This is a genomic window from Citrobacter portucalensis (assembly GCF_023374935.1).
Classification (GTDB): Bacteria; Pseudomonadota; Gammaproteobacteria; order Enterobacterales; family Enterobacteriaceae; genus Citrobacter; species Citrobacter portucalensis.
The window spans coordinates 1920066-1945291 of the sequence record NZ_CP092466.1; the positions used below are offsets into that span (position 1 = coordinate 1920066).

Here is a 25226-nt window from a genome sequence, read left to right on the forward strand (position 1 = left end):
CATCATGTTTAACAAAATCTTAGTTGTCTGTGTGGGGAACATTTGTCGTTCCCCGACGGCAGAGCGTTTATTAAGGCAATTTCATCCGGCGTTAACGGTCTCTTCAGCCGGTCTTGGGGCGCTGGTGGGGAAAGGCGCGGATCCGTGTGCTATTAGCGTGGCGCAGGCGCACAACCTGTCACTGGATAATCATTGTGCCCGGCAGATCTCGGGACGCATGTGCCGGGAGTATGACCTGATCCTGACCATGGAGAAGCGCCATATCTCTGCCCTGTGTGAAATGGTACCGGAGATGCGCGGCAAAGTGATGCTTTTTGGGCACTGGGACAGCGAGCGCGAAATTCCCGATCCGTATCGTAAAAGCCGTGATGCGTTTGACGCGGTGTACGCATTACTTGAACGGTCTGCCCGCCAATGGGCTCAGGCACTGAACGCAGAGCAGGGAAAACAATGACAGAAAAAGTTAAACAGTCTGCTGCGCCGGTAACGGGCAATGATGAAATCGATATTGGTCGTCTGGTTGCAACGGTGGTGGAGGCCCGCTGGTGGGTATTAGGCATTACCACGGCTTTTGCATTGTGTGCCGCGGTCTACACGCTGTTCGCCACACCCATCTACAGTGCGGACGCGCTGGTGCAAATTGAGCAAAATACCGGAAATTCACTGGTGCAGGATATTGGCTCGGCGTTGTCGAACAAACCGCCGGCCTCGGAAGCGGAAATTCAGCTCATCCAGTCGCGTCTGGTATTAGGGAAAACGGTAGACGATCTTAACCTCGATATCGCCGTTACCAAAGATACATTCCCTATTTTTGGCGCGGGCTGGGACCGGCTGATGGGCCGCCAGAACGAAACGGTTAATGTGACCACCTTCACGTTGCCAAAGGCAATGAATGAACAAACCTTCACGCTCAATGTGCTGAATGACAAAAGCTATCAACTGGTGAGTGACGGGGGTTTTAGCGCCCGGGGGCAAGTCGGCAAGGTGTTGGAACATGATGGCGTGACGATGCTGGTTGAGGCGATTCATGCCAGCCCGGAGAGCCAATTTACCGTCAGCAAATTCTCCACGCTGGGCATGATAAACACCCTGCAAAATAACCTGATGGTGACGGAAACGGGCAAAGACACCGGCGTATTGAGCCTGACGTTTACCGGCGAAGACCGCGAGCAAATCCGCCAGATCCTCGACAGTATTACCCGCAACTATCTGCAACAAAACGTGGAACGTAAATCCGAAGAGGCCGCCAAAAGTCTGGCGTTTCTGGCAAAGCAACTGCCTGAGGTACGTAACCGGCTTGACGTTGCTGAAAACAAGCTGAACGCCTTTCGTCAGGATAAAGACTCCGTGGATTTGCCGCTGGAAGCCAAAGCGGTGCTGGATTCGATGGTGAATATCGATGCGCAACTGAATGAACTGACCTTTAAAGAAGCGGAGATTTCCAAGCTGTTCACCAAAGCGCATCCGGCGTACCGCACGCTGCTGGAAAAACGCCAGGCGCTGGAAGATGAGAAAAGTAAGCTGAACGGGCGCGTAACGGCGATGCCGAAAACGCAGCAGGAAATTGTTCGTCTGACGCGTGATGTGGAGTCCGGTCAGCAGGTCTATATGCAGTTGCTGAACAAGCAACAGGAACTGAAGATTACCGAGGCCAGTACGGTTGGCGATGTGCGTATTGTCGATCCCGCGATTGCCCAGCCTGGCGTGCTGAAGCCGAAAACGGCGCTGATTATTCTCGGCAGTATCATTCTCGGTTTAATGCTTTCCGTGGTGGGCGTATTGCTGCGTTCTCTGTTTAATCGCGGTATTGAAAGCCCGCAGGCGCTGGAAGAGCATGGTATCAGCGTGTATGCCAGTATTCCGCTATCTGAATGGCAAAAAGCGCGTGATAACGTTCAGACCATTAAAGGTGTGAAACGCTACAAGCAAAGCCAGCTGTTGGCCGTGGGGAATCCAACGGATCTCGCCATAGAAGCGGTACGTAGCCTGCGTACCAGCCTGCACTTTGCCATGATGCAGGCGCGTAACAACGTATTGATGTTGACCGGCGTCAGCCCGTCGATTGGTAAAACGTTTGTCTGCGCCAACCTGGCGGCAGTCATCAGCCAGACCAACAAACGCGTGCTGTTGATCGATTGCGACATGCGCAAAGGCTATACCCACGAACTGCTGGGGACCAATAACATCAACGGCCTGTCTGAGATCCTCATCGGCAAGGGGGATATATCATCCAGCGCCAAACCGACATCGATTCCGCATTTTGATCTGATCCCTCGCGGTCAAGTCCCTCCCAATCCTTCCGAGCTGTTGATGAGCGAGCGTTTCGGCGAACTGATTGCCTGGGCCTGCTCACACTATGACCTGGTGCTGATTGACACCCCACCAATTCTGGCGGTGACCGACGCGGCGATTGTTGGCCGTCATGTCGGCACCACGCTGATGGTGGCGCGTTATGCGGTCAACACGCTGAAAGAGGTGGAAACCAGCCTGAGTCGCTTCGAGCAAAATGGCATCCAGGTGAAAGGGGTGATCCTCAACTCGATATTCCGCCGTGCCAGCGGGTATCAGGATTACGGCTACTACGAATACGAATACACGTCGGATGCGAAATAAATCACCAACCCTGCCGGATGCGGCGAAAACGCCTTATCCGGCCTACAAAAGCGTATCTATCCGGAAACGAAAATGACGACAGAAAACCCGCTAATTTCAATTTATATGCCAACCTGGAACCGCCAGCAGCTGGCCATTCGGGCGATTAAATCGGTGTTGCGCCAGGACTACCCTCACTGGGAGATGATCATTGTGGATGATTGCTCTTCATCATATGAGCAGTTGCAGCAGTTTGTTGAGGAACTCAACGATCCGCGTGTGTCGTATACGCATAATTCCACCAACTCCGGGGCCTGCGCGGTGCGTAATCAGGCCATTATGCAGGCCAACGGGCAATACATTACGGGGATTGATGATGATGATGAATGGACGCCGAACCGCCTGAGCGTGTTCCTGCAGTATCGGCATCAACTGGTCACACGGGCGTTTCTGTATGCCAATGACTATGTCTGTGAGGGCGAAGTGTATTCGCAGCCGACCAGTCTGCCGCTCTATCCGAAGTCCGTATATTCGCGCCGCAGGTTTTATAAACGCAACATCATTGGTAATCAGGTATTTACCTGGGCATGGCGGTTTAAAGCATGCCTGTTCGATACCACGCTGAAAGCGGCGCAGGATTACGACATCTTCCTGCGCATGGTGGTGGCGTATGGCAAACCGTGGAAGGTCAAAGAGGCGACGCAGATCCTGCATGTGAATCACGGCGAGATGCGTATTACCTCATCGCCGAATAAATTCTCCGGTTACTTTCAGTTTTACCGCAAGCACAAAGGCAAATTTGACCGGGCCAGCAAGAAATATCAGCTGTTTACCCTCTATCAGATCCGCAATAAAAGGATGAACTGGCGCACGCTGCTGACGCTGCTTTCTGTTCGTAACAGTAAGCGTCTGGCCGACGGACTGCGAGGACGCTAATTATGCTGGAAGATTTACGCGCGAACGGCTGGAGTCTGCGCCCCTGCTGCATGGTGGCGGCCTATCGGATTGCCCATTTTTGCTCCGTCTGGCGTAAAAAAAATATCATAAACAACCTGTGGGCTGCCCCGGTGCTGGTGATGTATCGCCTTATCACCGAATGCCTGTTTGGCTATGAAATTCAGGCTGCTGCATCAATCGGTCGTCGTTTCACCATCCATCATGGTTATGGGGTGGTTATCAACAAACACGTGGTGGCGGGGGATGATTTTACCCTACGCCACGGCGTCACTATCGGCAATCTTGGCGCCAACGATCCATCCTGTCCGGTCATCGGTAACGGCGTTGAGTTGGGGGCCAATGTCACTCTGCTCGGCGACGTTGCTATTGGCGATAACGTGACGATTGGCGCCGGGAGCGTTGTGGTGGATAGCGTTCCGGACAATACGCTGGTCGTGGGCGAGAAGGCACGGGTGAAGGTAATAAAATGAAGATATTACAGTTTAATGTGCGACTCGCAGAAGGTGGGGCGGCAGGTGTGGCGTTAGATTTGCATCTTCGCGCGCTGGAAAAAGGGCTGTCGTCACGGTTTGTCTATGGCTATGGCAAAGGCGGTAAAAAAAGCGCCAGTCATGCGAAATACCCACAGGTTATCAAATATACGCCGCGCCTGACGTCGGCGGCTAACATTGCGCTGTTTCGTTTTGCAAATCGCGACATGTTCGGCAATCTCGACAAGCTATATCGCACGGTTACCCGCACCTGCGGCCCGCTGGTACTGCATTTTCATGTGTTGCACAGCTACTGGTTGAACCTGGAAGAGGTGGTGACCTTTTGCCAAAAAGTGAAGGCGAATAAACCGGATATCACCTTCGTCTGGACCCTGCACGATCACTGGAGCGTGACCGGGCGCTGTGCCTTTACCGATGGCTGCGAAGGCTGGAGAACGGGCTGTCAGAAATGCCCAACGCTCAGCAACTATCCGCCGGTAAAAGTCGATAAAGCCCATCAGCAGTTGCCCGGTAAGCGGCAGATGTTCCGTGCCATGCTGGCGCTGGGCTGCCAGTTTATCTCGCCCAGTCAACATGTGGCCGACGCATTCAACAGCCTGTATGGCGTGGGACGCTGCCGCGTTATCAATAATGGCATTGATGTGGCAACCGAAGCCATTCTTGCCGAACTACCCGCGATGCCTGCGGAGAGCGGTCGGCCGAAAATTGCCGTGGTGGCTCATGACCTGCGCTATGACGGCAAAACCAGTCAACAACTGGTGCGAGCGATTAGCGCGCTTGGGGACAAAATTGAGCTGCATACCTTCGGCAAATTTTCGCCATTTGCGGGAGATAACGTCATCAACCACGGTTTTGAGAGCGATAAGCGCACGTTGATGAGTGCGCTTAACCAGATGGATGGACTGGTGTTCAGCTCCCGTGTCGATAACTACCCGCTGATTTTGTGTGAAGCGCTTTCCATCGGCGTACCGGTAATTGCCACGCACAGCGATGCCGCGCAGGAAGTGCTGGCCAAATCAGGCGGCAAAACGTTCAGCGAAGCGGACGTATTGCAGCTGGTGCAGCTGAAAAAATCAGACATTGCGCAGGCGGTATTTGACAAGTCCCTTACCGCGTTCAGTCAACGCAGTCGGGTGGCATACAGTGGGCAACAGATGCTGGAGGAATATGTCTCGTTCTATCAGAATCTGTAGCTATCTGGTGCTACCGCTGCTTTATCTGCTGATTAACGTCAAACTTGCCCAGCTTGGCGAGAGCTTCCCGATAACCATCGTCACCTTCTTACCCGTTCTGCTGTTGCTGTTTGTCGAGCGCATCAATATCAAAAAATTAATGATCGCGCTGGGGGTAGGGGGCGGGCTGACGGCGTTTAACTACCTGTTCGGTCAATCACTGGATGCCAGTAAGTACGTAACGTCAGCGATGCTGTTTGTTTATACCGTGGTGATCATTGGCATGGTGTGGAGTATTCGCTTCAAAACCATTTCACCGCATAACTACATTAAGATTTTGCGTTTTTTCTGGCTGGTGGTGGGACTGGTGGTGGGGTTAGCTGCGGTTGAAATGGCACAGATAATTCTCAGCGGCGGCAGCAGTTTAATGGAAGTTATTTCGAAATATCTTATTTACAGTAACAGCTATGTTCTGAACTTTATTAAATTTGGTGGGAAACGTACCACTGCGCTCTATTTCGAACCTGCATTCTTCGCTCTGGCGTTAATCTCAATTTGGCTCAGCATCAAACAGTTTGGTATCAAAACACCTAAGTCCGATGCTATGATTCTGGCAGGGATTATATTATCAGGATCGTTTTCAGGGGTAATGACGTTTATTTTGTTTTACCTCCTGGAGTGGGCGTTTCAGTACCTGAATAAGGATGCGATAAAAAAGAAGCTACCGCTGGCGATAATCTCATTAAGCGTGTTTTTAGTTGGTGTGATATTTGCTTTTCCGTACATCGCAACGCGGCTTGGTGATTTAGGGACTGAAGGTTCGTCATCGTATTATCGTATCGTAGGGCCATTAGTGATGGTCGGTTATTCGTTACTGAACGTTGATGGCGTAGTGAGATTTGGCTCACTTTATGAATACGTCGCGTCATTCGGAATTTTTAACGGTGCAGATGTCGGTAAAACAATAGACAATGGTTTGTATCTGCTGATTATTTATTTTTCATGGTTCGCGGTGATATTAGCCCTATGGTACATGGGGAAGGTCATGAAAATGATGATCAATGCGTTTGGCGATAATCAGAATTATCGGGTGCAGCTTTATCTTTTTACACCGTTGTCACTGTTTTTTACAGGTTCAGTATTTAGTCCGGAATACGCATTTTTAATTGTGTGTCCGTTTATATTGCGCAAGGCGCTGAATATCGCGAGGTAACTCACATGCTGCTCAGTATCATTACCGTCGCCTTTCGCAATCTGGAAGGGATCGTCAAAACTCACGCATCGCTGGCACATCTGGCGCAAGCGGGTGATATCAGTTTTGAGTGGATTGTTGTTGATGGCGGCTCCTCGGATGGTACGTCGGCGTTTCTTGAAGGGCTTAGTGGGGAACACCGGTTACGGTTTGTCAGCGAGCCGGATAACGGCATCTATGATGCGATGAACAAAGGCATCGCGATGGCGCGCGGGCGGTTCGCGCTGTTCCTCAACTCCGGGGATATTCTGCATGCGGATGCGGCACATTTTATCCGCCAGCTAAAAATGCAGAGCGACCAAACCATGGTCATTGGCGATGCGTTGCTGGATTTCGGCAATGGCAACAAAATTAAGCGCCGGGCAAAACCGGGTTGGTATATTTATCACAGCCTGCCCGCTAGTCATCAGGCGATATTCTTTCCGCTCTCAGGACTGAATGTCTGGCATTATGATTTGCAATATAAAATATCGTCTGATTACGCGTTGGCAGCCCAATTATACAAGTCCGGTTACGCTTTTAAAAAGTTGAGCGGGTTGGTATCGGAGTTTTCTATGGGCGGAGTGTCAACGACGAATAATCTGGAATTGTGTCGGGATGCCAAAAAAGTACAGCGCCAGATATTACACATGCCAGGTTTTTGGACCGGTTTGTCAGAATATTTACGTCTGCGCACAACCGCTAAAACAAAAACCTTATATGGGAAAACGTAAGGGCATATTATGCAGGACTTAAGCGGATTTAAAGTGCCTGGAGGTTTTCGCGGCGGTGGTGCTATTAAAGTGCAATTATGGTGGGCGGTGCAAGCAACATTATTTCGCTGGTCACCGCAGGTCATGTATCGCTGGCGTGCGTTTTTATTACGAATGTTTGGTGCAAAAATAGGAAAAAACGTAGTCATTCGGCCTTCAGTAAAAATTACTTATCCGTGGAAATTAACCCTGGGAGATTATGCCTGGGTGGGTGACGACGCGGTTTTATATACGTTAGGTGATATTACGATTGGCGCCCACGCGGTTATTTCGCAAAAAAGTTATTTATGCACCGGGAGTCATGATTATGCCAGTCAACATTTTGATATTAACGCCACGCCGATTGTGGTTGGCGCTAAATGCTGGTTGGCGACAGATGTCTTTGTCGCGCCTGGCGTGACGATTGGTGATGGCACCGTCGTTGGAGCACGAAGCAGCGTATTTAAATCGCTGCCAGCAAATGTTGTTTGTCGGGGAAATCCCGCAGTAGTCACGCGCGAACGCGTCGAGAAAGTTACTCCCTGAGGGGATCACTGAAGAGGTTATAACATGTCAAAAGTCGCTCTCATTACTGGCGTAACCGGGCAGGATGGTTCTTACCTGGCAGAACTCCTGCTGGAGAAAGGGTACGAAGTACACGGTATTAAGCGTCGCGCTTCATCATTCAACACCGAACGTGTGGACCACATCTACCAGGATCCGCATTCAGGCAATCCCAAATTTCATCTGCACTATGGCGATTTGACCGACTCCTCCAACCTGACCCGTATTTTACAGGAAGTCCAACCGGATGAAGTCTATAACCTGGGCGCCATGAGCCACGTTGCGGTGTCGTTTGATTCACCGGAATACACCGCAGACGTTGATGCGATCGGCACCTTGCGTTTGCTGGAGGCGATCCGCTTCCTTGGTCTGGAGAAAAAGACCCGTTTTTATCAGGCGTCCACCTCTGAACTGTACGGTCTGGTACAGGAAATCCCACAGAAAGAGAGCACGCCGTTCTATCCGCGTTCACCGTATGCTGTTGCCAAGCTGTACGCCTACTGGATCACCGTCAACTACCGCGAGTCTTACGGGATGTATGCCTGTAACGGCATTCTGTTCAACCACGAATCTCCGCGCCGCGGCGAAACCTTTGTCACTCGCAAAATTACCCGGGCGATCGCCAACATCGCTCAGGGGCTGGAGTCTTGCCTGTACCTGGGCAACATGGATTCACTGCGCGACTGGGGGCATGCCAAAGATTACGTCAGGATGCAGTGGATGATGCTGCAGCAGGATAAGCCGGAAGATTTCGTCATTGCCACCGGCGTGCAGTATTCCGTGCGCCAGTTCGTGGAAATGGCGGCCGCTCAGTTGGGGATTAAATTGCGCTTTGAAGGCGAGGGCGTGAATGAGAAAGGCATCGTGGTTTCTGTGACCGGACACGATGCGCCGGGGGTGAAACCCGGGGATGTCATGATTGCCGTTGACCCGCGCTACTTCCGTCCGGCTGAGGTGGAAACGCTGCTGGGCGATCCGGCCAAAGCACATGAAAAACTGGGCTGGAAACCGGAAATCACGCTGCGCCAGATGATCTCGGAAATGGTTGCCAACGATCTTGATGCGGCGAAGAAACATTCCCTGCTCAAGTCGCACGGTTACGAGGTCGCCATCGCGCTGGAGTACTGAGGATGAAGACACAACGTATTTTTGTGGCGGGCCATCGCGGGATGGTGGGGGCCGCCATCGTCAGACAACTGGCTCAGCGAGATAACGTAGAACTGGTGCTGCGTACCCGCGACCAGCTTAATCTGCTGGACGCCGGTGCGGTGCAGGCGTTCTTTGCCGCTGAACGTATTGACCAGGTTTATCTGGCGGCGGCAAAAGTGGGGGGGATTGTGGCGAACAATACTTATCCTGCTGATTTTATTTATGAAAATATGATGATTGAGAGCAACATTATTCATGCAGCGCATCTGCATAACGTGAATAAACTGCTGTTTCTCGGATCATCCTGTATTTATCCCAAGCAAGCTACCCAGCCAATCGCCGAAAGTGAACTGTTGCAGGGGGCACTTGAACCGACCAATGAGCCGTATGCGATTGCCAAAATTGCCGGTATCAAGCTGTGCGAATCGTATAACCGACAGTATGGCCGTGATTATCGCTCGGTGATGCCGACCAATCTGTACGGACCGCATGACAACTTTCATCCGAGTAATTCGCATGTGATCCCGGCGCTGCTGCGCCGCTTTCATGAGGCTCGCGAGCAAAATACGCCGGATGTGGTGGTGTGGGGAAGCGGGACGCCAATGCGTGAATTTCTGCATGTCGACGATATGGCGGCGGCCAGTATCCACGTGATGGAGCTGGCTCAGGAAGTATTGCAGGAATATACCCAACCAATGCTGTCGCATATCAACGTGGGCACCGGTGTGGACTGCACCATTCGTGAACTGGCCCAGACCATCGCACAGGTTGTGGGTTACAAGGGGCGCGTGGTGTTTGACGCCAGCAAACCGGACGGCACGCCGCGCAAATTACTCGATGTTACGCGTCTGCATCAGTTGGGCTGGTATCACGAGATATCTCTGGAAGCGGGGCTTGCCAGTACATATCAGTGGTTCCTTGAAAACCAGCAGCGTTACCGGGGGTAAGCATGTTTTTACGTCATGAGGATTTTGCCACCGTTGTACGTTCAACTCCGCTGATTTCCATCGATTTGATCGTGGAAAACGCCCAAGGCGAATTTCTGCTTGGCAAGCGCCTCAATCGTCCGGCGCAGGGGTACTGGTTCGTGCCCGGCGGTCGGGTGCAAAAAGATGAACCGCTGCGCGCGGCCTTTGAGCGGCTGACTGACGCTGAGCTGGGGTTACGTTTACCGCTGTCCGCTGCAGAGTTTTACGGGGTCTGGCAGCACTTCTATGACGACAACTTTTCCGGGGAAGATTTCTCAACGCATTACATCGTGCTGGGATTTCGTCTGCGGGTGTCGGAAAACGACCTGCAACTGCCTGACGTTCAACATGACGCGTACCGCTGGCTGGCAATTGAAGAGATTCTGACCAGTGACCACGTGCACGACAACAGCCGGGCTTACTTCTGTGAGAAGAGTCAGGCCGGAGTGCCCGGGCTATGAAGATCCTTGTGTATGGCATCAACTATTCGCCGGAGTTGACCGGTATCGGTAAATACACCGGTGAAATGGTGGAGTGGATGGCGCAACAGGGGCATGACGTACGGGTGATCACTGCGCCGCCTTATTATCCGCAGTGGAAGGTCAACGGTCGCTATTCATACTGGCGCTATCGTCGTGAAGAGGGCGATGCCATCGTCTGGCGTTGTCCGCTGTATGTGCCTGAGCAGCCTTCTACGCTCAAGCGCTTGCTGCATTTAGGCAGTTTTGCCCTGAGCAGTTTCTTCCCGCTGCTGGCGCAGCGCCGCTGGAAGCCGGATCGCATCATTGGGGTAGTGCCAACGCTGTTTTGTACGCCGGGCATGCGCCTGCTGGCGAAGCTGTCCGGGGCGCGCACGCTGCTGCATATTCAGGATTACGAAGTCGATGCCATGCTGGGGCTTGGCATGGCAGGCAAAGGCAAGCGTGGGGCGGTGGCAAAACTGGCCAGCGCCTTTGAGCGCAGTGGGCTGTTGAATATGGATCATATTTCGACCATTTCTCGCTCAATGATGAATAAAGCGCAGGAGAAGGGCGTTGATGCACAGAAGGTCATTTTCTTTCCGAACTGGTCAGAAGTAGCGCGCTTTCGTGACGTGAGCGACGCCGATGCTCTGGCGTTGCGCCAGCAACTGGGCTTGCCTGATGATAAAAAAATCATTCTCTACTCAGGCAATATCGGTGAAAAGCAAGGGCTGGAAAGTGTGATTGACGCAGCGACCCTGTTGAGCGAACAGCCCTGGCTGTTTGTGATTGTCGGGCAGGGCGGGGGCAAAGCGCGGCTGGAGAGTATGTCTAGCGAACGCTGCCTGAACAATGTGATGTTCTTTCCGCTGCAATCTTATGACGCGCTGCCTGCGCTGCTCAAGATGGCGGACTGTCATCTGGTGGTACAAAAGCGCGGTGCAGCGGATGCCGTATTGCCCTCCAAACTGACCAATATCCTCGCCGTTGGTGGTAACGCGGTGATTACCGCCGAACCTGAGACCGAGTTGGGTCAGCTGTGTGACGCTCACCCAGGCATCGCGGTGTGTGTCGAGCCTGAATCAGTGAGTGCGCTGGTTGGCGGGATTCAACAGGCGTTAACCATGCCAAAGATTAACACGGTGGCACGTGAGTATGCCGAACGCACGTTGGATAAAGAAAACGTGCTGAGCCAATTTATTGCAGATATTCGGGGTACATGATGAGTCAAAACAAACTCTTTCCGGTGGTGATGGCCGGTGGCTCGGGTAGCCGTTTATGGCCTCTGTCCCGCGTACTATATCCAAAGCAGTTTCTGTGCCTGAAAGGCGATCTCACCATGCTGCAGACAACGATTTGTCGTCTGAACGGTGTGGAGTGCGAAAGCCCGGTGGTTATCTGTAATGAACAACACCGTTTCATCGTAGCGGAACAGCTACGACAACTGCACAAGCTGACTGAGAATATTATTCTCGAACCCGCCGGGCGCAATACTGCACCGGCGATAGCGCTGGCCGCGCTGGCGGCAAAACGTCAAAGTCCGGGGGAAGATCCGCTGCTGTTGGTATTGGCGGCCGATCACATGATTGCCGATGAAGAGGCATTTCGAGAGGCGGTTCGCAATGCAATGCCGTATGCCAGCGCGGGTAAGCTGGTGACGTTTGGTATCGTGCCGGACCAGCCGGAGACCGGCTACGGCTATATACGTCGCGGCGAGGTTTCGCCGACCAATACCGACGCCGTGGCTTTTGAGGTGGCGCAGTTTGTTGAAAAGCCCAATCTGGAAACCGCGCAGGCTTACGTGGCGAGCGGCGACTACTACTGGAACAGCGGCATGTTTCTGTTCCGGGCCGGGCGCTATCTGGAAGAACTGAAAAAATATCGCTCCGACATTCTTGAGGCCTGCGAAAACGCCATGAGTACGGTTGATCCCGATCTCGATTTTATCCGCGTTGATGAACAGGCGTTTCTCGCCTGCCCGGAAGAGTCTGTGGACTATGCGGTAATGGAACGTACGGCCGATGCGGTGGTGATGCCCATGAACGCAGGCTGGAGCGATGTAGGCTCCTGGTCATCATTGTGGGAAATCAGCGCCCATACCGCTGAAGGTAATGTGCATCATGGTGACGTCATTAGCCATAAAACGGAAAATAGCTACGTGTATGCCGAGTCTGGCCTGGTGACGACCGTCGGGGTGAAGGATCTGGTGGTGGTGCAGACCAAAGATGCGGTGCTGATCGCCGATCGCAACGCGGTGCAGGACGTCAAAAAAGTGGTGGAGCAAATTAAAGCTGACGGACGTCATGAGCACCATATTCACCGTGAAGTTTACCGTCCATGGGGCAAGTACGACTCTATTGATGCCGGAGACCGTTACCAGGTGAAGCGGATTACCGTTAAACCCGGTGAGGGATTGTCCGTGCAGATGCATCATCACCGGGCTGAACATTGGGTTGTGGTGGCTGGGACCGCGAAGGTGACAATCAATGATGACATCAAACTGCTCGCTGAAAACGAGTCTGTCTATATTCCGCTGGGGGCGACCCATTGTCTGGAGAACCCGGGGAAAATCCCGCTCGATCTGATTGAAGTGCGTTCCGGATCTTATCTCGATGAGGATGATGTGGTGCGGTTTGCGGACAGATACGGGCGTACCTGATGCCGGATGCGCTGCGCTTATCCAGCCTACAACACCGTAGGCCCGATAAGCGAAGCGCGCCGGGAAATGCATTTAACACTCATTAAAAGGCTCATTAAGAGTCAGGGCCTCCTGTTGCCTGAAGAAGGGTAAATCATGACGAAATTAACCTGTTTCAAAGCCTACGATATTCGCGGCAGGCTGGGCGAAGAGCTGAATGAAGATATCGCGTGGCGTATTGGCCGCGCTTACGGCGAGTTCCTGAAGCCAAAAACGATTGTCCTCGGCGGTGACGTGCGCCTGACCAGCGAGACGCTAAAGCTGGCGCTGGCGAAAGGACTGCAGGATGCGGGCGTGGATGTGCTGGATATTGGTATGTCGGGCACCGAAGAGATTTATTTTGCCACTTTCCACCTGGGCATTGACGGTGGTATTGAAGTCACCGCCAGCCATAATCCGATGGATTACAACGGCATGAAGCTGGTGCGGGAAGGGGCACGGCCCATCAGCGGTGATACCGGTCTGCGAGACGTGCAGCGCCTGGCGGAAGCCAATGACTTCCCGATGGTTGATGAGACAAAACGTGGCCGCTACCAGCGCATTACTACCCGTGATGCCTACATTGACCACCTGCTGGGTTACATCAATCCCGCCAACCTGAAACCGATGAAGCTGGTGCTCAATTCCGGCAACGGCGCGGCAGGTCCGGTGGTTGACGCCATTGAAGTCCGTTTTAAGGCGCTGGGCGTGCCGGTCGAGTTCATCAAAATTCACAACACGCCGGATGGCAACTTCCCCAACGGTATTCCCAATCCTCTGCTGCCGGAATGCCGGGCCGACACGCGCAATGCAGTGATTGAACACGGCGCGGATATGGGGATTGCCTTCGACGGTGATTTTGACCGCTGCTTCCTGTTCGATGAAAAAGGTCAGTTCATTGAGGGCTACTACATTGTCGGCCTGCTGGCGGAAGCGTTTCTGGAGAAGAATCCGGGGGCGAAAATTATCCACGACCCACGCCTGTCCTGGAACACCGTGGATGTGGTGACGGCGGCAGGCGGTAAACCGGTGATGTCTAAAACCGGGCACGCGTTTATCAAAGAGCGGATGCGCCATGAAGATGCCATTTATGGTGGCGAAATGAGCGCGCACCACTATTTCCGCGATTTTGCCTATTGCGACAGCGGAATGATCCCGTGGCTGCTGGTGGCGGAACTGCTGTGTCTGAAAGGACAGTCGCTGGGCGAACAGGTCCGTGACCGGATGGTGGCCTACCCGGCGAGTGGTGAAATAAACAGTACGCTGGCAGAGCCGACGGCAGCGATTGCGCGCGTGGAGCAGCATTTTTCCCGTGAGGCGCTGTCGGTGGACAGAACGGACGGTATCAGCATGTCGTTTGTCGACTGGCGCTTCAATTTACGCTCATCCAATACCGAACCGGTGGTGCGCCTGAACGTGGAATCGCGCGGAGATATTCCGTTGATGGAAGCGCGAACGCGCACTCTTCTGGCGTTACTGAATCAGTAATGCTGGTGCTTCCTTTGCCCGATTCTGGGCAAAGGGTGACTAACAGGAACCACGATGACACATCTAAAAAAGCGCGAGCGCGCCAAAACCAATGCGTCGTTAATTTCGATGGTACAACGCTTTTCAGATATCACCATCATGTTTGGCGGGTTGTGGGTAATCTGCGAATTAAGCGGTTTGCCTTTCCTGTACATGCACCTGCTGGTGGCGCTGATCACGCTGGTCGTTTTTCAGATGCTCGGTGGCATAACGGATTTTTATCGCTCCTGGCGCGGTGTCAAAATTTCCACTGAGCTGGTGCTGTTGCTGCAAAACTGGACGCTGAGTCTGATTTTTTGCGCAGGTCTGATCGCCTTTAATAACGATTTTGATAACCGTCTCGCCGTCTGGCTGGCGTGGTATCTGCTATCCAGTGTTGGCCTGGTGTTGAGCCGTTCGTTTATTCGCTACGGCGCGGGATGGTTGCGTAATCGCGGGTATAACACTCGCCGGGTGGCGGTGGCAGGGGACCTGCCCGCGGGACAAATGCTATTGGACAGCTTTCGCCATGAACCGTGGCTGGGATTTGAAGTGGCAGGGGTCTATCACGATCCTATCCCTGGAAAAAACTCCCGCGACTGGGCCGGTAATCTGCAACAGCTGGTGGACGACGCCAAAGCCTCTCGTATTCATAACGTTTATATCGCCATGTCGATGAGCGATGGCGCCAGCGTCAAAAAACTGGTTCGTGAGCTGGCCGACACCACTTGTTCGGTGATCCTTATTCCTGATGTCTTTACCTTCAACATTCTGCATTCACGGATTGAGGAGATGAATGGCGTTCCGGTGGTGCCGTTGTATGACACGCCGCTCTCGGGGATTAATCGCCTGTTGAAACGCGCGGAAGATATCGTGCTGGCTTCGCTGATCCTGCTGCTTATTTCTCCGGTGCTGTGTGGCATAGCGCTACTGGTAAAACTGACCTCCAAAGGACCGGTGATTTTCCGCCAGACCCGTTACGGCATGGATGGGAAGCCGATCAAAGTCTGGAAATTTCGCTCGATGAAAGTGATGGAAAACGACGCGGTGGTGACGCAGGCGACGCAAAACGATCCGCGCGTTACCCCTGTGGGGAATTTCCTGCGCCGAACGTCACTCGATGAACTGCCGCAGTTTATTAACGTGCTGACCGGGGGCATGTCTATTGTTGGGCCACGCCCGCATGCGGTGGCGCATAACGAACAGTACCGCCAACTGATCGAGGGGTACATGTTACGCCATAAGGTGAAACCGGGTATTACCGGCTGGGCGCAAATCAACGGCTGGCGCGGTGAAACCGATACGCTGGAAAAAATGGAAAAACGTGTGGAATTTGACCTCGAATACATTCGTGAGTGGAGCGTGTGGTTCGATATCAAAATTGTTTTTCTGACGGTATTCAAAGGCTTTGTCAATAAAGCGGCGTATTAACATGAGCTTACGAGAAAAAACGCTTAACGGCGCAAAGTGGTCGGCGATTGCCACGGTGATCATCATTGGTCTGGGGCTTATCCAGATGACCGTACTGGCACGGATTATTGATAACCACCAGTTCGGGTTGTTAACCGTGGCGCTGGTGATCATCGCGCTGGCCGATACGTTGTCTGACTTTGGTATCGCCAACTCAATTATTCAGCGCAAAGAGATTGGCTATCTTGAACTGACCACGCTGTACTGGCTCAACGTTGGGTTGGGTATCGTGGTATGCGTAGCGATGTTTCTGCTGAGCGAGACGATTGCCAGCGTACTTAATAACCCAGAACTGGCACCGCTCATCAAAACGTTATCGCTGGCGTTTGTGGTGATACCGCACGGGCAGCAGTTTCGCGCGCTGATGCAAAAAGAGCTGGCCTTCAACAAAATTGGCATGATTGAAACCAGTTCGGTACTGGCCGGTTTTACCTTTACCGTAGTCAGCGCCCATTTCTGGCCGCTCGCGCTGACGGCCATTCTCGGGTATCTGGTAAACAGTACGCTACGTACGCTGCTGTTCGGCTATTTTGGTCGCCGGATTTACCGTCCGGGGCTGCATTTTTCGCTGGCATCCGTTTCGTCGAATCTGCGTTTTGGTGCGTGGCTGACGGCAGACAGCATCATCAATTACATCAATACCAACCTTTCCACGCTGGTTTTGGCCCGCACGTTGGGAGCTGGCGTGGCGGGTGGATTCAATCTCGCCTGGAATGTGGCGGTTGTCCCCCCGATCAAACTGAACCCGATTATCACCCGCGTGCTGTTTCCGGCGTTTGCCAAAATCCAGGACGACAGTGAAAAGCTACGGGTGAATTTTTACAAGCTGCTGTCGGTGGTTGGGATTATCAACTTCCCGGCGCTGCTGGGACTGATGGTGGTGTCGAATAACGTGGTGCCACTGGTATTTGGCGAGAAGTGGAATGGCATTATCCCCATCCTGCAATTGCTGTGCATTGTTGGGCTGCTGCGCTCGGTGGGGAACCCGATCGGTTCACTGCTGATGGCGAAGGCGCGGGTCGATATCAGCTTTAAATTCAATGTGTTCAAAACCTTTCTGTTTATTCCCGCCATTTTCATCGGTGGACATCTGGCCGGGGCAATTGGCGTGACGCTGGGTTTTTTACTGGTCCAGGTGATTAACACCGTCCTCAGCTATTTCGTGATGATTAAACCTGTTCTTGGCCCCAGCTACCGCCAGTACATGCTCAGTCTTTGGCTGCCGTTGTATCTCTCCTTGCCAACCCTTGTAGTGAGCTATGCGCTGGGCGTAATGCTGCATGACCAGCTGTCGTTGGGCGTGTTGTTGGGGAGCCAGATAGCGGCAGGGGCGCTGGCGTTTGCGCTAATGATGGTGCTGTCGCGTCATCCGCTGGTGGTGGAAATAAAACGCCAGCTCTGTCGCAGTGAAAAAATGAAAACCTTGCTTCGTGCAGGATAAGAACAACGCTTTAAGAGGTCATAATGAAACTATTAATTTTGGGCAACCATACCTGTGGGAATCGAGGGGATAGCGCGATCCTGCGCGGTTTGCTGGATGCCATTAACGCGTTGCGTCCCGAGACTGAAGTGGATGTTATGAGCCGTTACCCGGTGAGCTCTTCGTGGTTGTTGAACCGCCCGGTGATGGGCGATCCGCTGTATTCGCAAATGAAACAACACAACAACGCCGCGGGTGTTATGGGGCGCGTGAAGAAAGTGCTGCGTCGTCGCTATCAGCACCAGGTACTGCTCTCGCGTGTTACCGACTCCGGAAATCTGCGCAATATCGCTATCGCCCAGGGCTTTACCGATTTTGTTCGTTTGTTGTCGCGCTATGACGCCATCATCCAGGTCGGCGGATCGTTCTTTGTCGATCTGTATGGTGTGCCGCAGTTTGAGCATGCGTTGTGTTCGTTTATGGCGAAAAAACCGTTGTACATGATTGGTCACAGCGTGGGGCCATTCCAGGATGAGCAGTTTAATCAACTGGCGAACTACGTGTTTGGCCACTGTAATGCATTGATTTTACGTGAATCCGTCAGTCTGGATCTGATGAAACGCAGCGCAATTACCACGGATAAAGTCGAAACAGGCGTGGATACGGCCTGGCTTGTCGACAATCATCATGAGGATTTTGAGCCAGGTTATGCGGTACAGCACTGGTTAGACATGGCGGCTAAACAGAAGACCGTTGCCATTACATTGCGCGAGCTGGCGCCTTTTGATAAGCGTCTGGGGACAACGCAGCAGGCCTATGAGCAAGCCTTTGCCGGGGTAGTGAACCGCATACTCGATGAAGGTTACCAGGTGATTGCACTGTCAACCTGCACCGGTATTGATAGTTACAACAAAGATGATCGCATGGTGGCGTTAAACCTGCGCCAGTATGTTAACGACCCGGCCCGATATCATGTGGTGATGGATGAACTTAACGATCTGGAGATGGGGAAGATTCTGGGGGCATGCGATCTGACGGTGGGTACTCGGTTGCACTCGGCCATTATCTCGATGAATTTTATGACGCCGGCCATCGCCATTAACTACGAGCATAAATCGGCAGGGATCATGCAACAGTTGGGGTTGCCGGAGATGGCTGTCGATATTCGCCATCTGCTCGATGGCAGCCTGGAAGGAAAGGTCGCCGATACCCTCGGACAGCTACCTGAACTGAACATACGGCTTGGGGATGCTGTGACACGCGAACGCGAACGCGGGGTACGCATGGTGCAGTCGGTTTTAACGCGTATTGAGGGGGAAAAATGAAGATTGGCTTTTTCTTGCTTAAATTTCCGCTCTCTTCTGAGACCTTTGTACTCAATCAGATAACCGCATTTATCGATATGGGCTACGACGTGGAGATTGTCGCTTTGCAGAAGGGCGATCTTGAAAATACGCATGCCTCATTTAATACCTACCGGCTGGGTGAAAAAACGCGCTGGTTGCTGAATGAACCGGAAAGCAAACTGGCGAAGCTGAAATATAGGGCGGCGGCGGCTCTGCACGGTCTCACCCGCGCAGCGACCTGGAAAGCGCTTAATGTTGCACGCTATGGCGAGGAAGCGCGCAATCTGATTTTGGCGGCCATTTGCGGTGGGAATCCGCAGGCCTTTGAAGCGGATGTCTTTATTGCTCATTTTGGGCCAGCAGGCGTAACGGCCGCCAAGCTGCGAGAGCTTGGGATGATCCGCGGAAAAATCGCCACGGTTTTTCACGGCGTCGATGTTTCGCATCGGGATGTGCTTACCCGCTATACCCCTGAGTATCAGCAGCTGTTTCAACGTGGAGATTTGATGTTACCCATCAGCAATCTCTGGGCCGGACGTTTAAAAAACATGGGATGCCCGCCGCAAAAAATCGCGGTTTCGCGTATGGGTATTGATATGACGCGTTTTACCCCTCGCCAACTGAAAGCACCAGCTGCAGCGCTGGAAATTATCTCTGTCGCCCGGTTAACCGAGAAAAAAGGACTGCACGTCGCCATCGAAGCTTGTCGTCAGTTAAAAGAGCAGGGCGTCTCATTTCGTTATCGCATTCTGGGTATCGGCCCTTGGGAGCGTCGTTTACGCACACTGATCGAGCAATATCAACTCGATGATGTGATTGAGATGCCCGGCTTTAAGCCCAGCCATCAGGTAAAGGAGATGCTTGAGCAGGCAGATGTATTTTTGCTGCCGTCGATTACCGGAAGAGACGGCGATATGGAGGGGATCCCGGTGGCGCTGATGGAGGCGATGGCGGTAGGTATTCCGGTGATTTCAACTGTTCACAGTGGGATCCCGGAGCTGGTCGAGTCGGGCAAGTCTGGCTGGCTGGCACCGGAAAACGATGCGCAGGCACTGGCAGAGCGTTTAGCGGCATTTAGCCTGCTCGACAGTGAGCAGGTACAGCCGATTGTGCAGTGTGCGCGAGAAAAAATTGAAACTGAATTTAATCAGTTAGCGATCAATAAACAGTTAGCCAGTCTGCTGCAAACGATGTAAATCGAGGTTGTATGTCAGAGAACAAACTCTCACGCCGTACTTTTCTGACGGCAGGCTCTGCGCTTGTCGTATTGCATACTCCCGTTGTCCGGGCGCTTGAATCATCGGGCAGTGTTAACATTCAGGATTACAACCCAAAGGATTGGGTAGCTTCTTTCCGGCAGGCGTTCAAAGAAGGACAAACGGTAGTCGTACCAAATGGACTTGAATGTAAGGATCTCAATACCGCTATCGTTATTCCTCGTGGCAAAACGCTACACCTGCAAGGCAGAATCAGCGGCAATGGCCGTGGTCGCTTTGTTCTGCAGGATGGATGTAAGGTGATGGGTGAGCAGGGGGGGAGTCTGAGGAATGTTACCCTCGATGTGCGCGGTTCGGATTGCGTGATAAAAGGGATTGCCATGAGTGGTTTCGGGCCAGTGACGCAAATCTATATCGGCGGCAAAACACCGAGGCTGATGCGCAATCTGACTATTCAGGATATTACCGTCACGCGCGCTAACTATGGGATCCTGCGTCAGGGCTTTCATAACCGGATGGATGGCGTAAAGATTACAAACTGCCGTTTTAGCGATCTACAGGGAGATGCCATTGAGTGGAATGTGGCGATCAACGACAGCAACATCCTCATTTCTGACCATGTCATTGAACGTATTAACTGTACCAACGGCAACGTGAATTGGGGCATCGGCATCGGACTGGCGGGCAGTACCTATGACAATACCTATCCCGATGAGCTGGCGGTAAAAAACTTTGTGGTGGCGAATATCACCGGTACCGACTGTCGACAGCTAGTTCATGTAGAGAACGGTAAACATTTTATCATTCGTAATATCACCGCACGAAATATTACCCCAGATTTTAGTAAGAAAGCAGGCATTGATAATGCGACGGTCGCTATTTATGGCTGCGATAATTTCGTGATTGATAATATCAATATGGAAAATAGCGCAGGTATGCTCATTGGCTACGGTGTTATTAAAGGACGATATTTATCCATTCCGCAGAACTTTAAGTTAAATAATATCCATCTGGATAACACGAAACTTGAATATAAATTACGCGGCATTCAGATCTCATCAGGTAATGCAACGTCGTTCGTGGCCATTACCAACGTTGAGATGAAGCGAGCCACGCTTGAGTTGCACAACCAACCGCAGCATCTTTTTTTACGTAACATCAGAGTGATGCAGCAATCCGCAACAGGACCCGCGCTCAAGATGCACTTCGATCTACGCCAGGATGTGCGCGGCAAGTTTATGGCTAAGCAGGACACCTTGCTATCACTGGCGAATATCCATGCGGTAAACGAAAGCGGGCAAAGTTCAGTTGACATTGACCGGGTAAACCATCAGGTGGTGAATGTCGAAGCGGTGAATTTTCGGCTACCGGGGCAGGGGAGGTAACTTTGCGACCATTCCTGGCAAAAGTTGTACCCGCCTGGGATTAAGATTACTGCATTCCGCAGATAAGCGGCGTAACATACGCGGCATCGGAGTAATGTAATTCATACTGGCTAAAACAAGCTAAAAAGCTATAATTCAGCAACAATTGAATAGGTGAATGACTTAATGATTAATTTGAAAGCAGTTATTCCGGTAGCAGGTCTGGGGATGCACATGTTGCCTGCCACGAAGGCAATCCCTAAAGAGATGCTGCCGATCGTAGACAAGCCGATGATTCAGTACATTGTCGACGAAATTGTAGCTGCCGGTATCAAAGAAATCGTTCTGGTGACTCATGCGTCTAAGAACGCGGTTGAGAACCACTTCGACACCTCTTACGAACTCGAATCACTCCTTGAGCAGCGTGTTAAGCGCCAGCTTTTAGCCGAGGTGCAGTCTATCTGTCCTCCTGGCGTGACTATTATGAACGTTCGTCAGGCTCAGTTACTGGGTCTGGGTCATTCCATTCTTTGTGCTCGCCCGATTGTTGGGGATAACCCGTTTGTCGTCGTATTGCCTGACGTCGTTCTGGATACAGCGAGTGCGGACCCGTTACGTTATAACTTGGCTGCCATGATTGCCCGTTTTAATGAAACCGGGCGCAGTCAGGTGCTGGCTAAACGCATGGATGGCGATCTGTCCGAATACTCTGTTATTCAGACCAAAGAGCCTTTGGACAACGAAGGCAAAGTCAGCCGTATCGTTGAATTCATTGAAAAACCCGATCAGCCGCAAACGCTGGATTCTGACCTGATGGCAGTAGGGCGCTATGTGCTTTCTGCTGATATCTGGGCTGAGCTGGAAAAAACTGCTCCAGGTGCCTGGGGACGTATTCAGCTGACTGATGCTATTGCAGAGTTGGCTAAAAAACAGTCTGTTGATGCCATGCTGATGACGGGCGACAGCTATGACTGCGGTAAAAAGATGGGCTACATGCAGGCATTCGTTAAGTATGGGCTGCGTAACCTTAAAGAAGGGGCGAAGTTCCGTAAGAGCATCGAGAAGTTACTGAGCGAGTAGAGATTTACAGTTCTTTGTGACGGTAAGCCAGAGAAAATAGCGACAGCTAATACCCCAGTGTCTATGCTTTATGTTGTGGGGTATTACTGTCGTTTTTTATATGAAAAGCAAATAATTACAACAAGTTAACCTACCAAGTTTAATCTATTTTTTGTTGGATTTTTTCTTGTTTCTGGTCGCATTTGGTAAGACAATTAGCGTTTGAATTTTAGATAGCTTCGCGCTAGCTAGCGGGGCTGGTTACATCTTTGGCGTTATGTCAGTGCACTGGTAGCTGTTAAGCCAGGGGCGGTAGCGTGTTCAACAATATGTGACTGGTCTATTGTAATAAAGAGTCAGTATAATTCAATGTTGAAGGTTTCAGGTAATGTTTTTTTGCAAACGTGAGTTGCAGCGAAATAATGTGATTAATAGCAATGAAAATATAATTTCGAGGGCATTGTTATAGACGTTATGGCTAATATTTTATCCGAGTGATTATCAAGCATCAGGGGCTTTAGTTATTATTAGTATTCGATATTTTAATTGGATGGAATGCTAATTATGTTTTGTTTGATAATTTATCAACGACTTTGTGAGAGATTGTGGTTTTTATATGATATTAGGTGAGTGATGAGAATACACAATGTTTTTATTCTAAATGGTTTGTCAGTAGTTGTCAAAATTCTCACCTTACTTGGTCTGAATAAAATATTTGCAATCTATTTAGGAGCATCTGGCTATGCTCTGATTGGGCAGGTGCAGAATATATTAAATATTGCAATGATTGCTCCTTCACAGGCTATTTGTACTAGCGTTGTAAAATACACTGCGGAATATAAAAATGGTGAAAGGGAAAAAATAGGGTTAGTCTGGTTCAATGCCTTTGTTTTATCGACTATATTAGGGGTGGTTATTACCTTTGTTATATTTATATTTAAAGATACAATAGTTGTTCGGTTTTTTAATTCAAATAGTTCAACGGGTATTGCGATATATTTTTTAGGCGCGAGCGTAGTGTTGTATGCTTGGAATAATTTAATATTATCTATGCTTAATGGACTGTCCTATATTAAGCAATATATATGGTTAAATATAATTTCTAGCTTTGTGTCAGCAATATATGCACTAATATTAACATTAGCATTTGGGATTGTTGGCGCACTGGTGGCTGTGGTTTCAAACCAAGCAATATTATTATTTTTGACTTTCTTTTATTCAAGAAAGATTTTGAAAGAATATATTGTGAAGGCAGTGTGTTACCTGGATGTTAAAACGCAAAAAAGGATGTTTTCATTTTCATTGATGACAATTACTTCTGCAATATTACTTCCAGTGAGCACGGTTTTTGTTAGAAACGAGATTATAGAATTTGTTAGTATTGATTATGCGGGCATGTGGGATGCTATGAATAAAATAAGCACTGTCTACTTAATGCTTATTACAACTACTTTAGGTGTTTATTTTTTTCCTAGATTTTCAGCTACAAAAAATAGAAAAGAGTTATTGACAGAATTAAAAGTTTGTTATGCATATCTAATGCCGATAGTCATCTTATCTTCAATCTTTATGTATGCCTTTAGATGGGGTATCACTGAATTATTATTTACAAAAGAATTCATCCCACTTGTCTTGGTTTATAAATATCAGTTGTTCGGTGACTTTTTTAAAATAGCAGCTTGGGTTTTAGGATATCTATTGATTAGCAAGGCCTTGGTTAAGGAATATATTATTCTTGAAGTGGCACAATGGGGGATATATTGTTTTCTAAGTAAATATGTCTTGTGTCGCTATGAGTATTATGGTTTTGATGGGGTTTTTAAAGCATATATTTTGACACAACTGGTATACTTTTTATTGTTATTTATAACAGTTGTTTATTTATTTCACAGGAAAAAAATTTAGAAATAATGAATATACAAAATAAGGTGTCAGTTATAATCCCCGTATATAATGCGGAGAAGTATTTAACAAGTTGTATTGAAAGTATACTGGAACAAACTTATCACAATTATGAAGTCATTATTATAAATGATGGTTCTACTGATAATAGCGCTGATATAATTAACTTTTATAAAAAAAAATATCCTTCTATTTTTAAAATTAAGCATCGTGAGAATAAAGGTATTGTAGCGACATTAAATGAATTACTAGATATGGCTACAGGGGAATACATTGCAAGAATGGATGCAGATGATATAGCTGCTCCAGAGCGCTTACGTATGCAAGTTGAGTTGATGGATTCAGAACGCGACATTGTATGTTGTGGAACGTATATATATATATTTAAGTCTGATATAAACATAAATCGATTGATAAGACTACCAAAAGAAAATAAAGCATGTAAAACATGGTTGCTGCTAGGAAGTTGTTTTGCTCATCCCACTGTAATGATGAGAGCGAATATTATTAAAGAGAATAATTTATATTATAGTTCTAACTTTGAATATGCGGAAGATTATGAGTTTTGGAGCAGGATATCTTCGTATGGGAAGTTATGTAATATAAATAAACCACTTCTTTATTATCGTAGTCATCAGAATCAGATATCTACAACTAAGATAAACATACAAAAAAGAATGCATTCTAGTATTGCTGTGAGCAATCTGGCTAAAAGTGGGATTAAAATAAAAAAAGATATACTAAATATATTTTTGTTCCCTGAGCGTACTCTTGGCTTGTTGAAAGTGATTTATTGTTCCACATATGTATATTTTAAGATTTTAAAGAAAACATGGTGTGAAATAAGGTTTGTGAATGTTATTTTCTTAAATAAAATAGCGTATTATTGTAAATTGAAATTAAAAAGATAGTAGTTCAGTGAGGGCAA

At 50.0% G+C, this 25226-nt stretch carries 22 protein-coding genes; all 22 read left to right on the forward strand.

Annotation, left to right across the window (positions count from 1 at the left end; translation table 11 throughout):
- The first annotated feature begins 4 nt into the window (after positions 1-4).
- The 22 genes from wzb to LY264_RS09255 all read left to right on the forward strand — a co-directional run bounded on the left by wzb (position 5) and on the right by LY264_RS09255 (position 25209).
- The gene (gene wzb / locus LY264_RS09150; RefSeq protein WP_032949610.1) at positions 5-454 is read left to right on the forward strand and encodes a low molecular weight protein-tyrosine-phosphatase Wzb; all 450 of its coding nucleotides are present in this window, start codon (positions 5-7) and stop codon (positions 452-454) included.
- Complete coding sequence (wzc, locus tag LY264_RS09155; protein ID WP_048224457.1) at positions 451-2613, forward strand: tyrosine-protein kinase Wzc; 2163 nt, start codon at positions 451-453, stop codon at positions 2611-2613. Before wzb ends, wzc begins: the two co-directional genes overlap by 4 nt.
- A 72-nt stretch (positions 2614-2685) precedes the next feature.
- Positions 2686-3528: a colanic acid biosynthesis glycosyltransferase WcaA gene (gene wcaA / locus LY264_RS09160; RefSeq protein ID WP_000206145.1), complete on the forward strand. Its 843-nt coding sequence runs from the start codon at positions 2686-2688 to the stop codon at positions 3526-3528.
- Positions 3529-3530: 2 nt separating this feature from the next.
- A complete protein-coding gene (gene wcaB / locus LY264_RS09165) occupies positions 3531-4019 on the forward strand; it encodes a colanic acid biosynthesis acetyltransferase WcaB (RefSeq protein WP_032943932.1) in 489 nt (162 codons plus the stop codon).
- Entirely contained in the window at positions 4016-5233 is a 1218-nt protein-coding gene (wcaC, locus tag LY264_RS09170) for a colanic acid biosynthesis glycosyltransferase WcaC (protein WP_048224454.1), read from the forward strand. The genes wcaB and wcaC overlap by 4 nt, the downstream gene beginning before the upstream one ends.
- Complete coding sequence (wcaD, locus tag LY264_RS09175; RefSeq protein ID WP_048224451.1) at positions 5208-6425, forward strand: colanic acid polymerase WcaD; 1218 nt, start codon at positions 5208-5210, stop codon at positions 6423-6425. Before wcaC ends, wcaD begins: the two co-directional genes overlap by 26 nt.
- 5 nt (positions 6426-6430) lie before the next feature.
- On the forward strand, positions 6431-7177 hold the full coding sequence (gene wcaE, locus LY264_RS09180; RefSeq protein ID WP_048224450.1) for a colanic acid biosynthesis glycosyltransferase WcaE: 747 nt from the start codon (positions 6431-6433) through the stop codon (positions 7175-7177).
- Positions 7178-7186: 9 nt separating this feature from the next.
- Positions 7187-7741, forward strand: coding sequence for a colanic acid biosynthesis acetyltransferase WcaF (wcaF, locus tag LY264_RS09185; protein ID WP_001153539.1), 555 nt, complete (start codon positions 7187-7189; stop codon positions 7739-7741).
- A 24-nt stretch (positions 7742-7765) separates the two neighbouring features.
- Positions 7766-8887, forward strand: coding sequence for a GDP-mannose 4,6-dehydratase (gene gmd / locus LY264_RS09190; protein WP_003036748.1), 1122 nt, complete (start codon positions 7766-7768; stop codon positions 8885-8887).
- Between the two features lie 2 nt (positions 8888-8889).
- The gene (gene fcl / locus LY264_RS09195) at positions 8890-9855 is read left to right on the forward strand and encodes a GDP-L-fucose synthase (RefSeq protein ID WP_048215959.1); all 966 of its coding nucleotides are present in this window, start codon (positions 8890-8892) and stop codon (positions 9853-9855) included.
- Positions 9856-9857: 2 nt separating this feature from the next.
- Positions 9858-10337 (forward strand): GDP-mannose mannosyl hydrolase, encoded by a 480-nt coding sequence (locus LY264_RS09200; protein ID WP_048224447.1) that lies wholly within the window; start codon positions 9858-9860, stop codon positions 10335-10337.
- Positions 10334-11560 carry a colanic acid biosynthesis fucosyltransferase WcaI gene (gene wcaI / locus LY264_RS09205; RefSeq protein ID WP_048224445.1) on the forward strand — a complete coding sequence of 409 codons (1227 nt, stop codon included), beginning with the start codon at positions 10334-10336 and terminating at the stop codon, positions 11558-11560. Before LY264_RS09200 ends, wcaI begins: the two co-directional genes overlap by 4 nt.
- A complete protein-coding gene (cpsB, locus tag LY264_RS09210; protein ID WP_048225800.1) occupies positions 11560-12996 on the forward strand; it encodes a mannose-1-phosphate guanyltransferase in 1437 nt (478 codons plus the stop codon). The genes wcaI and cpsB overlap by 1 nt, the downstream gene beginning before the upstream one ends.
- A gap of 135 nt (positions 12997-13131) precedes the next feature.
- Complete coding sequence (gene cpsG / locus LY264_RS09215; RefSeq protein ID WP_048224442.1) at positions 13132-14502, forward strand: colanic acid biosynthesis phosphomannomutase CpsG; 1371 nt, start codon at positions 13132-13134, stop codon at positions 14500-14502.
- A gap of 54 nt (positions 14503-14556) precedes the next feature.
- On the forward strand, positions 14557-15951 hold the full coding sequence (wcaJ, locus tag LY264_RS09220; protein WP_008785190.1) for an undecaprenyl-phosphate glucose phosphotransferase: 1395 nt from the start codon (positions 14557-14559) through the stop codon (positions 15949-15951).
- Between the two features lies 1 nt (position 15952).
- Complete coding sequence (gene wzxC, locus LY264_RS09225) at positions 15953-17431, forward strand: colanic acid undecaprenyl disphosphate flippase WzxC (protein ID WP_048224439.1); 1479 nt, start codon at positions 15953-15955, stop codon at positions 17429-17431.
- A gap of 23 nt (positions 17432-17454) precedes the next feature.
- Complete coding sequence (gene wcaK, locus LY264_RS09230) at positions 17455-18735, forward strand: colanic acid biosynthesis pyruvyl transferase WcaK (RefSeq protein WP_048215964.1); 1281 nt, start codon at positions 17455-17457, stop codon at positions 18733-18735.
- Positions 18732-19952, forward strand: coding sequence for a colanic acid biosynthesis glycosyltransferase WcaL (wcaL, locus tag LY264_RS09235; RefSeq protein ID WP_048224438.1), 1221 nt, complete (start codon positions 18732-18734; stop codon positions 19950-19952). The genes wcaK and wcaL overlap by 4 nt, the downstream gene beginning before the upstream one ends.
- Positions 19953-19963: 11 nt before the next feature.
- A complete protein-coding gene (wcaM, locus tag LY264_RS09240; RefSeq protein WP_048224435.1) occupies positions 19964-21358 on the forward strand; it encodes a colanic acid biosynthesis protein WcaM in 1395 nt (464 codons plus the stop codon).
- A gap of 165 nt (positions 21359-21523) precedes the next feature.
- Positions 21524-22417 (forward strand): UTP--glucose-1-phosphate uridylyltransferase GalF, encoded by an 894-nt coding sequence (gene galF / locus LY264_RS09245; RefSeq protein ID WP_048224432.1) that lies wholly within the window; start codon positions 21524-21526, stop codon positions 22415-22417.
- Between the two features lie 612 nt (positions 22418-23029).
- Entirely contained in the window at positions 23030-24301 is a 1272-nt protein-coding gene (locus LY264_RS09250) for an O-antigen translocase (RefSeq protein WP_048224429.1), read from the forward strand.
- Positions 24302-24306: 5 nt separating this feature from the next.
- On the forward strand, positions 24307-25209 hold the full coding sequence (locus LY264_RS09255) for a glycosyltransferase family 2 protein (RefSeq protein ID WP_053069277.1): 903 nt from the start codon (positions 24307-24309) through the stop codon (positions 25207-25209).
- The last annotated feature ends 17 nt before the right edge of the window (positions 25210-25226 follow it).